Source organism: Ferrimonas pelagia (assembly GCF_039543565.1).
Lineage (GTDB): Bacteria > Pseudomonadota > Gammaproteobacteria > Enterobacterales > Shewanellaceae > Ferrimonas > Ferrimonas pelagia.
Map to the genome: position 1 here is coordinate 189767 of NZ_BAABJZ010000003.1, position 14853 is coordinate 204619.

8 protein-coding genes are annotated in these 14853 nt (G+C 57.3%); all 8 read right to left on the bottom strand.

Translation table 11 applies throughout. The annotated features are described in order from the left end of the window. Positions 1-451: 451 nt before the first annotated feature. A complete protein-coding gene (locus tag ABEA08_RS01185) occupies positions 452-3070 on the bottom strand; it encodes an endonuclease (RefSeq protein WP_345332422.1) in 2619 nt (872 codons plus the stop codon). A gap of 79 nt (positions 3071-3149) precedes the next feature. Further along, positions 3150-6302, bottom strand: a complete 3153-nt coding sequence (locus ABEA08_RS01190) for an ExeM/NucH family extracellular endonuclease (RefSeq protein WP_345332424.1) — start codon at positions 6300-6302, stop codon at positions 3150-3152. 39 nt (positions 6303-6341) lie between these two features. Continuing rightward, complete coding sequence (locus tag ABEA08_RS01195; protein WP_345332427.1) at positions 6342-7394, bottom strand: porin; 1053 nt, start codon at positions 7392-7394, stop codon at positions 6342-6344. A gap of 619 nt (positions 7395-8013) precedes the next feature. Further along, the gene (locus ABEA08_RS01200; RefSeq protein WP_345332429.1) at positions 8014-8841 is read right to left on the bottom strand and encodes a Rossmann-fold NAD(P)-binding domain-containing protein; all 828 of its coding nucleotides are present in this window, start codon (positions 8839-8841) and stop codon (positions 8014-8016) included. A 322-nt stretch (positions 8842-9163) separates the two neighbouring features. Further along, entirely contained in the window at positions 9164-9418 is a 255-nt protein-coding gene (locus tag ABEA08_RS01205) for a YgaP family membrane protein (protein WP_345332430.1), read from the bottom strand. Positions 9419-9455: 37 nt separating this feature from the next. Next, positions 9456-10775 carry a hypothetical protein gene (locus tag ABEA08_RS01210; RefSeq protein WP_345332432.1) on the bottom strand — a complete coding sequence of 440 codons (1320 nt, stop codon included), beginning with the start codon at positions 10773-10775 and terminating at the stop codon, positions 9456-9458. 10 nt (positions 10776-10785) lie between these two features. Continuing rightward, positions 10786-11616: an outer membrane lipoprotein-sorting protein gene (locus ABEA08_RS01215; protein WP_345332435.1), complete on the bottom strand. Its 831-nt coding sequence runs from the start codon at positions 11614-11616 to the stop codon at positions 10786-10788. A 12-nt stretch (positions 11617-11628) separates the two neighbouring features. Beyond that, a complete protein-coding gene (locus ABEA08_RS01220) occupies positions 11629-14181 on the bottom strand; it encodes an efflux RND transporter permease subunit (protein ID WP_345332437.1) in 2553 nt (850 codons plus the stop codon). Positions 14182-14853 lie beyond the last annotated feature (672 nt).

The window sequence follows — 14853 nt, forward strand, 5'->3', positions numbered from 1 at the left end:
TGATAAACAGGGTTAGTGCTGCTCGCACTGAAACCGGTTGGCCTTGCCACAACCGGATCCGAAACCCAGTGTGTTTGTCGGTCGTACGAGCCAAAGCTCGGATGAGCCATTGCCGGTACGAGAGGATCAAGGCTAACCTGTGATCCTCCCTGAGTCTCGCCGTTAACGCAACCGGGCCAAGCCCGTTTGAGAGAAATGCCATCAACCGCGTTTGGTATTTACGCGATTCAAAATCAAGCTCTTGGCAGACATTGAGTCGAGCTCGTCATTGACTCCCTCGGCCTAACCAAAGTCCACGTCAACGACCCCCCCAAGGGCCACAGGCTCGGTCGTAGCTCAGCAGGGATCTAACCGAGCAAATACTGCGTGTGATTGGGATAGCGAACCGTCGACCCTCCCCATACAAAAAAGCCCCGGGATACTATCCCGGGGCTGCGTCTGGTGCGCTGCGTTAGGCGTGACGTCGACGACGCCAGATCAACGGCAACAGCAGCAGCGTCAAGCCGCCGATGGAGCCCGCGCCGTCAGGCATGGTCCAGCCCGGCGCTTGCTGATTTAGCACCGCCAGTGCATAGCTGGCTTCAACTTCGTCGTGACCGTTGGAGACGATCAGCGCAAACTGCAGTTGCTGATCCATCGCCACCTGGGGCGCCGTCACATTCAGCGTCAATCCCTCAGCACTGAACTCCGCCGTGGTGCCGTAGCGTTGCTCCCAACGGTAGCTCAGGCTCTGGCCTTCCGGCACGTTCTGCAAAGTAGCACTGATCACCGCCAGCTCACCTTGTTGAACCTCGCCTGGACCGCTGAAGTCAATGCTAACCTCGAACGCCACGCCGGTCACAGTCAGTGTCACGGTTTGCTGAGTTTGCAGCTCACCGTCGCTGACCGTCAGCATAAACTGCACCGAGGTGTCACTATTGACCATTGGTGCCACACCGGTAAGCACGGCACCGTCGGTGGTAAAGTCCGTCTCAGGACCACTCACCTGCGCCCAGCTAAAGCTCAACACCTGATCTTCAGCACCTGTGGTGGCGGAAGCATCCAGAATAAACGCCTCACCTTCTGCCACTTCACTTGGCGCATCGATGATCACATCCACGTCCAGATCCGGCAGCGGCGCGTCACCACATTGGGCGCCGTACACCTGCTGGACCCATTCAGGGTAGTCGATGTAGGGGTTGCGGTTGCCCTGGTATTCATAGACGACATCGTTGCGATAGCGGTCGGTATCATCCACCGGATCATCCATATGCCACTGATACAGGGTACAGAGCACCCCGGCGAAATGGATGTCATCACCGGCATTACTAACATCGAAGACCTCATCCAGCAGTGTCAGGTTGGGCATGTTGCCATCGCCTTCAGCACCTTGGTAGCGGGTATCCATGTACAACATCATCCGCGCGACGTCGCCTTTAACGGCATCACGAGGCTCGAAGATCTTCAGCGTATGATCAACGTAGTTGCCCGGCGCATTACTGACTTCCGAGCCGGTTTCGCTGGCGAACTCAAAGTCGTAGTTGCTGCGAGTGGAGTTGACCTGCATGTCCGCCGGGCGTAAGTGATGGGCATCGGTATAGCCCCACTGGGATTCACTCGGGAAGCCTTTACTCTTCGGCCAGACGTGCTCGCGGTTCCAGCTGCCAATGGCACTCCCATTGGACTGTTTCGACACTGACTCACCGCTGTAGAGCTTGATGACGTTATCCGGGTTGGTGGGATCTTCATCCGAGTAACTTACGACCGTCCACACCTCTTTGTAGGTCAGTTTCTTCTGATCGCTAGCAATGACGGCAGAGATGGCGCTGCGCATCGCTTCGGAGGAGTCAAAGCTGCCGCTCAGGATCGCCGTGTAGTACTCATCTGGGTTGAAGATAGACGCATCAGCGACCTTGTCTACCTCATCACAGCCGTTACACGGCGGTGGCGGCGTATCGTCTTCACAGGCGTTTTCTCCGGGACAACCTAGGCCATCGGCGGTGTTAACCTCAAACACCAGCCATTGATTCGGCGAGCTGGGAAAGTCGGCTTCGGCATCCGTGTCGCCAGTCGTAATGCTAGCTTTACGGCGCAGGGTTTTGTCCATGGTGTGGAAGTTCGGATCGTTGGGATCCGTCCAACCGTCATCGGGACGATGACCTAACTTACCGAAGCGATCGATCACCACATCGTCTTTGGTCAGCACCAGGGCGTCGTCGCCGTTAAAGTAGGTGACGGTGGAGGCGGTGCCCACCTTGAACTCATCCCAGGCACTGGCGTTGTGAAAGACGATGCTTTCGCCCGGTTGCAGTATGCCGGTGAGCACTTCATTGCTGCCCGGCTCATCCCAGCCTTTGCCGTTGGTATAGAGAGTGAGTTTGTATTCGTGGGCATCCAGATCCAACGCGGCACTGCCGACATTGGATAACTCAATGGCCTTGTTGCTGTTAGTGCCTTCGACGTATTCGGTGATCAGCAGTACGCCGGGTGACTCGCCACAAGCCGCTTCACCCGGACAGCCCAGGCCATCGGCCGTGTCTTTGTCAAAAGTAACCCACTGATTATCGGCACCAGGAAAATCAGCATAGGAGTCAGTATCACCAGTGGTGATATCGTTCCGACGTCGTAGGGTTTTGTCCTTGGTATTGAAGTCAGGATCGTTCGGATCGGTCCAGCCGCCACTGCTGGGTCGGTCGCCGACTATGCCAACCCGGTCAATCACCGTGTCGTTAAGCATCAGAGTTAGGGCATCGTCGCCATTGAAGTTCATGACATCGTTGGCTTGGGTGCCGACGTGAAACTCCGTCGCTGCATCACCATGGAAGTAGACAAAGCTTTGGCCCGGGGCGATAAGCCCTGTCATGGTGAGGCTCTTGCTGACGGTGGGGCTACCGTTGGTGTAAAGGTTCAACGTATAAATGTCTGCATCCAGATCAACGGTATCGTTGCCTAGATTTGAGATCTCAAGAGCTTTGTTGTATCCGCCGCCCTCAATGTATTCGGTTATCACCAGATCCGCTTGCACTGTCGCGGACAGGCTGCCCATCAGCACCGCCAGGGCGATGCCGACCGGTCTAAATTTGATAGCCATAAATATCCTTTATTTTTGTAATGAGTCCGTTTTTACGGCTCCCCGGCCGTCCAGCCGGGGAGCCGCTCACGTATCTTCTTTATCGACGGAGTAGACGACGGCGCGCGCAGGCCAGGCCCAGCAGGCCCAACAGGCTCAACAAGCCGGTGCTGCCACCGGTGCCGTCAGGACGCTCTTCAACCAAGGTGGGCACCAAGGTGTCGCGCTGTTGCACCCGCACCCGAACCGTACGCTGAGAGCCCGGCACCACAGTGCCGTCCCGGCGCAGCTCAAGGCTGACGTCGTATGCCGCATCTGGCGCGCCAAACACCTCCATCTGCACCAGAGACTGCCCCGCCTGGCGGATCACCACGTTCGGCAACACCAATTGGCTCAGATCCAGCTGGTCGTCATCGTGTGCAGGCTTAAAGCCAACGTGCGCGACGTCTCCCACCTGGGATTCAACGCTGTCTGGGATCAGATACGGCATGGTCAGCAGCTTGCGCCAAACCGGTAAGCGCAGCTCTTTGCCCGGATCGGTTTCACCCGGCAGATAGCTCAGCGACATAATGGCGGGATCGTGATCTGAGGAGCGGAACTGGTCCGGCTGGTAGAAACGATTGTCGGTGTCGGTAGTACCGCCTTTGTACTCATCGTTGTAATCGTACAGCGACGATTCGGCGGCATTGATGTGCCAATCGCCCGCGTCAATCACCCGATCGACCATTCCCGGTGTCACCAAGACATGGTCCAACGAGCCGACTTCATCGTTGTAGGAGTAGCTCCATGGCAGTTCGCCACGCTCCTCCGCCTTCAGCGCCAGCACATCGACGTAGCCGTAGGAGTGGCTGATCTCAACCGGCGAACCGTCGAGATTGAACTGCGGCTTGTGGCCAATGTAGGTGTGGCTGGCGGTGGTCAGGGTTTTGTTGCGCGGGTTTTCGGTGAGCACCAGCATGGGATCTTCCTGGGCATAGGAGTTGAGATCGCCAATGAGCACCTTGTCGCCGTCGATCTTGGCCATCTCCTCCCCCAGATGCACGGCAGCCGCGACCCGGAACTCGGCGCAGGATCCCTGCTTGTCGAGATCCGCCGGATCGTCCGTCCACACGAGCGCATCACCGAACTCAACCCCTTGCCAGTCTTCCCAGCAGGTAGAGCCTTTCGACTTGAGGTGATTGACCGCCAGGGTCAGTCGCTTACCGGTTTGGTTAACGATGAAGGTCACCACCAAGGCATCCCGGTTGTAGTTCTGGCCATCTTCCAGCGCCTCACCACGACCGTCTTTGATGATCTCATTGTTATCATTGACGATGCTCGGCGCGCGCTGTTGCGGCATGGTGATCACCCGGGTCCGCTCGATGCTCAGCTTGCTGGGGCGATAGATGATCCCAGTGGCGATGGCGTCGTAACCAATATGATCCAGCTCATCCAGCACGCCATTGCCATTGTGGTCAAAACCGACAAAGGCATAGCGGTTCTCGGTGGAGGTAGGCCAATCGGCTCGATCCGGGCGCTCTTCGGTGTAGTAGACGTTCACCTCGTTGACCAGATCGGCGATGGCGCTACGCAGGCCAAAGCCATTGTTCTCGATCTCCATCAGGGTCAGCGCATCGGCATCCAGCTTGCGGATCGCCTCCACCAACTTACTCTTCTGCTGAGCAAACTCCTGATGGGTATCCGCACCGCGGTTCTGACCAAAGTTATTTTGATCGCCGCCGAACGGTGAGTTGAAGTAGTTGAACAGGTTCTGCGCCCCCACCTTGATGGTGAAGTGATCCTCTGGCGCAGTGACATTCAGCGTCGGACTCTCGGTCCGCTTGATGTTGTGAATGAAGTTGTGGGACTTCAGTTCATTGGTCACCATCAGCGCGTAATCACCGTAGGCATAGCCGATCACGCCTTCCATGCCCACCACACTGTCGTCGATGCGAACGTAGTTGTTGGCAGGATCGGCGTTAAAGTCGGGGAAGTAAGGAATAATGCCATCGTCCGCTTTCTGCGGGCTTTCGATGATCAGGCGATAATCGTCGTTCTGATCCATCGCCGCCTGAGCTTCCGGACTGCCTGCCACATTCAGCTGGTTAGGCTGCATGTTGGGCCGCAGATAGGACAACGTCATGTTGTTGCGATAGCTGTCGTAATTGAAGCTGAAGGTCTTGGTAACCCGCATGGTCTGCGCGCCATCCTGCAGCGGATTAATATCCTCCGGCAGGCGCACCAGCATCCCCTCGTAACGCTCCAGCGTGTTGGAGAACAGGCCATTGTCTGACTCGAGGATCTCGATATCCACCGCCTGAGTCGCGGTGTAGTTCTCGTCGGTGATCTCCCAAGTCTCCGGGCTCAGCTGCGTCTGGCCATAGAACTCGCTGACTTTACTTTCCATACAGACGGTTTTACCCACCAGATCGCTGGTGTTATCCGGGGTATAGACGAAGATCCCGTCAGAGGTCAGTGGGTTGCCATCGGGAACCAGATCACGGATGTAAAAGCCCTGACTCGGGTATCGACCGGAAGCGGTGACCACCCCTTCAATGATCACCGTCTGACCGACCACCGGTGATACATGACCCTCGCCCTGAATTTCACCGATAATGTGGGTTGGTTCACAGACAAAGGCATCCGGAGCCTCATACTCGGGCGCCAGCTCCGGGGAGCCCAGCCCACTGGCGTCAAGCGGGTTAATGTCTTGCCATTGAGTGGCATCAAAGGTCGGAGATTGAGCTGGTGTTTCACCGGCCTCTGTAACACGGCGGCGCAAGGTCGTGTCCATCGCCCAGACACTGGTATCCCCCTGTGCGCCAACGCGATCGATCACGGTGCCATTGTGAGTCAGGTAAAAACCATCGTTACCGTCAAGGTAAAAGTTATCGTAGGCACCACTTACACCAGAACCTGTACCGATGATCAATTGACCACCGTGGCTCTCAATGGTGGACTTAAATTCAGCACTGGCATCGGTATTCAGAATAACCAGGGATTGACCAGCAGGGATAGTAACGCCGCTGAGCAACGGGTTGCCATCACTGTTTTTCAGTTCGTTTTCGTATTTACCGTTACTGTGGATAAACGCGTTAATATCATCAGTAAACGTAAAGTCTTCGGTGGCGTGAGTATTGGTGATCTCAACCGCACCAACCGAGGCTTCCCAGTTCTTCTGGGTTAACTCAGTAATGAGGAGATCGTCGACACCCGCCAGCACCCCTGTGGATATAACCGAGCATATCACCAGGGATAAAGTTTTAATTTTCATATTAAGCCTTACCTGTTCTTTTTATCTGGCACTGAGTTGTTAGAAATACACTCTGGTGTAGGCGTAAGCGGCTTCAGGCGCTTCGCCAACCCGCCCTTCGAGGGAAAGAACAATATTGACCGCTGGCCAATAGGTCGCCCCCAAACTCCCCCAGGTACGCTCTTTGCCATACTCAGGTGGCAAGCCTTCGTAATCGTAATTCGGGCCTTCCACATCCCAGCTTTCATACTGCTCATGGTTGTACGACGCGATCACCTGCCAAGCGCGACTGAACTCGTACTTCGCTTGTACGGTCACGCCCCAATTACGGAAGGTTTCATATTCCAGAAAGGTCTCACCCGCACGGCGGGTCGCCAGATCTTCATCCTCAACAAAACCGTTGAAACCCAGCATCAACTTGGGCATAACCTGCAGACGTGCGCCGACGCCCAGCAGGCGCTGCTCGCCATACTTGCTGATCCCGTCAGAGCCACCTCGCCCTTCGGCACCGACAACAACAGAAAAGAAATCAGACATATAGCCGACATAACCATTGACGATGTCGCCCTGCGCGTCGCCATTCTTATGTTTGCCTTCGTAGGAGTAGGAAACGCCGTAGATCAGAGAATCAAGATCGGCACGGTACTTGATGGTGTTCTCCTGATCCCCCGCCTCGCCGGTCTCAACCGACTTGTTGAAGGTGAAGTCACCAAAGTGGTCATAATGATCAAAGGCAGTATCCGTCAGCCCCAGCTCGATCCAATGCTGGGGCGTAAACGCGTAGCCCACGTACATCTTGTCGATGTGCAGGCCAAATTCGCCACTGCCACCGAGCCAATTTTCGCGCTGATAATCGATCTCCAGCGAGTAAAGGAACTTACCCTGCTGTCCCAGAATACCGAGCGTGGCGTAACTGTCGTCGACATACCCCTTGGTGTCATAGAATTCGTTGAAGTTGTAGTCAGGATTGGTGGCGATATGCCCGCCAACGCCTACTTCACCAAACAGCTGGATATAATCGCCATTGTCGTTCTCCTGCAAAGTGACCGCCTGACACATCAAGGCGGGCAATGCAGACGCTAAAGCGATAGCAATCGTTGTTTTTCTGAGCATTGCTTCTATTTCCATATATGAAAAGACTGGCTGATAACGTCGATCCACAAATACACGGTCGACCGCTCTATAAGCATTTATTGCTCGCGAGCGATCCAAGCAAACATAAGCATTTAAAATGACCAGCCAATAAGCGCATCATAAAATGCACTCAAATGACACGGTAAAAGCGGGATCGGTCTGAACTCTCCCCCTTTTGCCATTTAAAACTCCGTTCGCTGCCCTGTGAATAGAATTTGCAACAAACCCCCATCACAACCGCTTTGAGATCTTGAATTACCAGACATAAAACCCCGGTAGAGCACGGCAACGGTACGTCACGAAACAGCAAATTGCCGAGACACAGATCATGAATTAGGTAACAACGCCGTTAATGGCCCGTCACCCAGCTGGTTAAACATGTAGATATGGCATTCACGGTGTGTTGTTGTGCATTTTCTTAACATGGGCAGCAATTGAGCTTAAAAAAAAACGCGTTACCATCCGGCCAAGCCTCACCATCCCACGAAAGTGAAAGCCGACAATGGCCATTGCCTTTACCCCCCTGACGGGCGACCTCAGAATCAGCCCCAAACAGGAAAAGCCAGAGCATCCGCTCTGGCTTTTCCTTGCGTCCGGTTTACTGCCAGGGCAGCTCGCTGCGGCCCTGAACCAACTGCCCCTGCGGACTCGGGCTACCCACCGGCCGGGAAGCCAGCCAGAGCACGTCCTTCACGTCCACCGACGCTTTGCCCTCATGCAGATCCGGACAGACGGCGTTGATCAATATGTTTGAGTCCGGCCGCTCACGGGCTAGCCACTGAGCCGCGACACGGGTCAGCGCCACCCGCCCCACCTGCGAGGGGATCTGCAGCCAATCCGGCCAGCCCTCGGCTTTCGCCGTGCCCTGCTCCACCGCCTCCACGTAGTGCTGCATCACCGCATCAATGTCGGCAAACTGAGCCCCATCGGTATCAAAACGGGCCTGCAACGGCTGAGCCAGCTGGCGCAAACAGCCCAGCGCACTGGCCACCATCACCACTCTGGCCTCAGCCAGCAGCACCGGCAACATGCTCTGCAACAGCGCGGAAGCGGCGAGGTTATTGGTGCGAATAAACTCTCGCACCTGGCACTTATCACTGAGCGATTTATCCAGCGGCTGGGCTAAAGGGTTGATCAACACACTCAGGCCGCCATGGCGGATCCTCAGCCGTTGCGCCAGATCGCCCACGGCGTCAGCGTCGCTGCGATCCAACACCTCAAACGCCAACTTGGGCGGTGCCGCGCCAGCTCGGATCTTACTGGTGCTGCCCAGCGCTTGGATCTGACGACACATTGCTTGACCAAACGCGGGATCCGGCACGACGAAATACAGCCGATCCTGCGCCGCCAACTGCTGATATAACCCGACTAACACGGCCCGATCCCATTCCGTCTCAACCCCCATCACCAAAGCGACTTTCGACATCTTGCCTCCCGTAGTCAGCTCCGCTCTCGATCCGCCCTACAGCAGCCCGGCGCAAACGCAGCCCGGCGGCCTCAGCCATGCTCAACAGTCCAAGTGTAGGAGCTGTCGGATCGGACGGGGATGATTGTGCTGTTGCACTTGACCGACAAGGATCGGCGCACATCAACCCAGCACGCAAACCAACACGTAAACCAACACGTAAACCAACACTGAAGGCAATACGCCAGCCCGTCGAGATCCGCAGGATCCCCAGCTAAGAGGCAACAAAAAAGGCCAGTGGCAATTGCCACTGGCCTTTTCGCCTTCGCGAAGCAACCGAGGGTTAGCTGCTTTGCTTTGCCAGTTCGCGCTCGGAGCGCATGCCCAATTTCCGCATCACCATGGTTGCCGGACAAAAGCCGGTGAACGCATTCTGAAACAGGTTGGCCCCGACAAAGACGGTCAGCCAGACAAAGCCCGGATGCACCCAGTAGGTCAGTGCCACGGATAGCAGCACCATAAAGCCCGCAAAGGCATACAGGGCCCGCTCCGTGGACCAACCGCTGGTATGGCGAATATCGCACTGCGTGTTGTTCATAGTCTCTACCTCATCCAAAAGAATAGTGTGTGTCCGTTCAATAGCGGGATCTCAGTCGTAACCAAGCGTTGCTGTTGTCCGCCAACTGACCAAAGAAGGTGTGGTCCTCCTCACCCCCCATCAGATTGAATCCACCGCTGAACTCCCACTGATCGTCCAGCCGATAGCTGACTTTGGGCCGCAGATAGAAGTCATCGTCGGTCGGGCTGTAAAAGGCAAACAGCGACAACGTCAGTTTGTCCTGCCACAAGCGTTGATCCAGCCGCAGCGTCATTAGATGGCGCTCAGATCCCGCCGCGAACTCCGGGTAAGGCTGACCGGCCAACCAACGCGAATAGTCTTGCAGATCTTCAAACTGGTACTGCAGCCCCAGCGTCAGATTGGCGATCAGCTCCTGCTGATAGCCCACCAGCAGCATCACTTTATCCGCCGGTGTGAACGCCAACTCACCGCCGGCACTTTGTTGGTCGTGCAGCGCGGCTTCCAGATTGAACAAGCCCGGCCCCAGCGGCAGCAACGCGCTGGCGCCGTAGGTGTTGAGCCGGCTAAAGCGCGGCTGGCCCTGGCTGTCCGCCGCTTCGGGCTGGCCGGTATAACCCCAGTAGCCGTACAGGGCCCACTCGACGCTGCCCAGGTTGCCAAATAGGCGGGCAGCGAGTGCATCATCACTGGGCTCATCGAGCGAAAAGCCCGGCGCCACTGGGCCACCCACGGCCGGATTGAAGAAACTGAACCGCTCACCATTGAGGTAGTTGTCACTCTCAAACCGCGGGATCCAGACCAGATCTAGGCTGGCTTTCTCGCCAAAATAGCTGGCCTTGATGGCGTTGGTTGGCGCTTTTAAGTACTCATCATCCAATCCTGAGAAGAACGCCTGCCAATCCTTGGGGAACAGATCATTGAGAAACAGGAAGTCGCCGGTGCCCCAGGTCAGCACCTGGCGGCCCAGTTTGAAGTCCACCGGGCCCGCCGCGAAACTCAGCGTTAGCTCCCGAACATCCAGCTGCCAACCTTCGACCACGTCGTCGTAGCGCACATCGGTGCGCAGATCTGCCCGCCAGCGCTCACTGACGTAACCGGTTTCCACTCGGCCCCGGGCTTCGCCCAGCGTCGCCCTATCCAGCCCCGCCGCATCCGTTTGCAAGCGGCCGCCGGCGCCCAGCTCGATAAAGCCCGAGACCGGTTGCCAAGGGGAACGCGCTTCTTCGCTCCACGCATCCCCCCAGTCGTCATCGCCCCAATCCTCCTCACCCCAGACGTCATCCGTCGCAAGGGCGAACGCGCTCAGGCTCAACAGGCTCAAGGCCAAAAGGCGCTTAAACAGGCTGGAACTCCCTTTTAAAAACAACGCTTTCATCACCACCGCCTTACTTCAAATACGCGCTGGGGGGCGTGCGCATGCTGCGCTCACCAAACAGATCCGCCGGCAGGCCAATGTCGTACTGCACCCCGCGAAACTCCATCAGGGTGTAACCGCCACTGCGCAGATCCTCGACCTTGGAGCGCAGCACAGTAGGGCAACCATCGATGGTCTCGATCTTGGCGCTGCTCACCCGGCGATAGACTTCGCCCTTGTCATCCAGATACTCCACCTTGCGGGGCAGGAAGTCGGTTTTGTCGATCCACAGCTGGTAACGGGCAAACTCCACCGAGCCGGGATCCTTCGGCGTCGCTTCCAACCGGTACAGATCGCCCTCATCGCTTTGCAGCACATAGTCATCGTCCGCCGGGTTGCGCCCGGACACGTCCTCATAGAAGAAGTGACTGCCCACAAAAGAGGTGCGCTTATCGCCCGCGCTGATCCGGCGCAGCAGATCCAACCCCGGCAGATAGAGCCAGCGGTCGTCATCGCCCACCACCTTCTTCTCGACCCGGAACACGGTGCCGCGCACATCCGATGGGCGGGCGAAGAACACCAGCATCTGCTGATCCCCTCCCGCTTCCACCGTGCGGCGCAAGATAGTGAACTGGCGGGTCTGCTCGCGGCCCTGACCATCCACAATCTTCATTCGCGCCTGGGAGCGCCCATCCTGACCCGGGTAAAACGCCGCCAGGTTGGCCCGCTCGACAATCGCATCAGCACTCAAGGCATCAGCGCTCAGCTCTTGAGCTTGTGCAGGCCCGCCGAGCAGTAATGCCGAGATCAGTGGCATTGCCAAGACATTGGCTTGGATCCCTTTCCATAATTGTGTACGCATGATCGTCTCCCTCTACTTCAATTCGGGCAGCGCCCAGCGGGCGGCTAACTTCAGCACCGCGGGCAGTAATAACAGAGTCACAGTGGCCGACACCGCCATGATGGACGCCATCAGCACCCCCACCGTGATGTAAGGCACCAGCGGCGCCAGCAACAAGGGGGTGAAGCCCAGTGCCACCACAATGGCGTTACGGCTGATGGCCCGAGCGGGCTCCTCAAACATCAGTGCCAACGTTTCGCTCACCCGGCCGGTTTGCTGATGCAAAGCACGGGTGCGCTCCAAAAAGTGGATGGCAAAGTCCACCGACAAACCCAACGCCAACGCCGATAGCACGGCAATGGGCATGTCGTAATCCTTACCCAGCCAACCCACCAGGCCGTAAATAAAGGCGATGGTCAGCGACAGCGGCAGCATCGCCAGCGCGCCATACAGCGGCGAGCGGAACAGCAGCGTCATCATTACGAACACGATAACAAACGCCGAAAGCAGACTCTCCATCATGCCGCTGACCATGGCGTCCTGCCAGATCACATTGATGTACGCCTTGCCCGCCCAGTTGACCTCAAGACCTTCTGGCAGCGGATGGGCCTCGATGTAGTCGGCCACCCGCTCAATCACTCGGTTCATGTGTTGATTGTCACCGGAGGTGAGCTGCAACCAGATCAGCCCTTGGCGGTGATCCTGAGTCACGAAGTGCCACAGATCCTGCGGTCGGTGGGACGATTGGAACTGCAGCAGCGCCTGTGCCACCCCGGCCGCACTGTCCGGCAGCGCAAAATCCGCGTCATCACCGGAGCGCAGCTCGCGGTTCACCGTCTTAACGATGTCGGTCAGCGCATTGGATTTTCCCACCAGACTGCTTTGCTCAAGATCCCCCTGCAGCGCCGCCATCCAGTGCAACACCTCGGGCTGAAGGAATCGACGGCTCTGCTGGGCCACCGCTTCCAGCTCGGCCATGGCGCTATCGATGGCGTCCAGTTGGCTGTCGCTGTGGGCTTCAAAGGCGGCATCATCGAGCCGGTTGATCAGCGCACTGAGCTGTTGCGGATCCCCCGCCAACGCCTGCACCAACATCGGCTGCGCCTGCGCATCGCCGGGCAATGCCGCCGCCACCCGCTGATCCAAACGCGCTGCCGTGTCGTCATCAGCCAAGGCACGGCTGTCGCTGAGCACCAACCAGGCATCATACGTACCGGCAAAATGGTCGTTGAGCACATCGTCCGCAACCCGCACTTGGTGATCCGACTTGAACCAGCGCACCGGATTGTCGTTGATCTGGATCTTGCCGATCCCCACCGCACTGAACGCCAAGATGATCAGCGCGACCGCCACGATAGGCTTGGCGGCGCGCACGCTCACCCGCCCCAGTCGGGGCAAGGCCCGGCCCAGACGGCTGGAGCTGTGTTGATCCTCCGCCGCGCCATGCAGCTTGGCCTGCATCGCATCCAGCGTCGCCGGGGCCATCCGCACCACATAGGCGGGCACCAGCAATACGCTGATCAAGAACGCCAGCAGGATCCCGCTGCCGACGAAGGCACCGAAGATCTGCACCGGTGGAATGGGCGTCAGCATCAGCGAGTAGAAACCCACCGCCGAGGTGATGGAGGTAAACAGCATTGGATTGAACAGATCCGCCATCACGTCGCGGATCACCGCGCGGGCGTCATCGCCCTTGCGATAGCGATCGGTGAAGTCGCTCATGATGTGGACGCTGTCCACCACCGCGATGGGCATCAGGAAGATGGCGATCATCGACGACATGATGTGCACCGTGTAGCCCATACCAATCAAGCTGCCCATGGTGATGATCACCGTCGCCATCGCCACCAGCATCGGCGCCACCACCAGTGGCACGCTGCGAAAGAAAAACAGCATCAGCGCGAAGATCATCACCCCCGCCAGCGGCGCCGAGATCGCCATCTGAATGAACATCTCATGGCCAAACTGGTTCTCCGCCACCGGCAATCCGGTGACGTAATAGGTGTCGTCACTGTCCAACTGCGCCGTCATAGCGCGGATCTGCTCTGCCACCGCATAACTGTCGTCTTTGCTGTGCAGCGGCACGTAAATGGCTGCCGCCAAACCGTCGCCGGACACCACCGTATTGTTGAGCAGGGGCAACCGAGACACCGCCTGACCGATGGCGCTGGCTTGATCCTGGCTCTGTGGCGCGGCCTTCATCAGGTACTCAAATCGGATGGTGCCCGGCGCTTCCTGGGTAATGTTGTCCGAGGTCGACAGCGCCAAGATATCGGTGGCCACCACCGCATCCAACTGCAGAATTTGTTCGGTCAGCTGGTGCATCGCCGCCAGCGAGCGCGGCGTGAAGATCCCCGCCTCCCCCGTACTCACCGCGCCGACCACGATGTTGTCGTACAGCGAGAAATCCCGTTTCACCTGATGGTGGAACAGCCGTGCAGGATCCTCCGCCGGCAACATGTTTTCCGGATCGGTATCGATGTGAATGTTGGGGATCAAGGCGGCGGTCGCCAGCACCAGTAACAGCACCAAAGCGTACACGCGCCTTGGATAATGGGTTGCAAAATCAATCAACCAACGCTTCATGGAAACTCCATATTGATTTACTCAGCAAGGGTTGTCCTTACCACTTTAGATAAACCTAATATAATGCATTAGCAAAATCTAATGCAAGCTTTTCTGGCTGACCCCATAATCAAGTGGTGCACTAGGATCCTAGACCCACTAGGCTGCCTTCGCGGCATCCGCACTGGCACCCGCACTAGCACCGACAGATCAGCGACACAAAAAAAGCCAGTCCGGAAACCTGACTGGCTTTTAAACCCCGCGCTCCAGCTCGGGCTAGGCTGGCACACAGAAGGGATCCCCTTGCATTGGTTTTTTGTAGGGTCGGTTAGCCACGCAGCGGCGTAACCGACCGGATTTATCAAATGGGATCGCTGCCTAGCGAAATCCTCAATCTAGGCAGAGGTAATGGTGCCTTACGCTGCGCTAAGCCCCCCTACGTCGGGGGCTGGCGTCGCCTCATAAAGGCCTAGTCTCAAATGTCGCGCTTCGTAGGGTCGGTTAGCCGCGCAGCGGCGTAACCTACCGGCCTCGCCAAATGGGATCGCCGGCTAGCGAACTACGAAGTCTAAATAACTGATCCTAATTGTGCTCCAGTTTCTGCAATCCATGACCACCACCCGGGAATGGTGAGGCGTTGTTCATGAAGTACTTCACCCGCCTGATTAGTTGCCACATGTGCTTGCACCGATG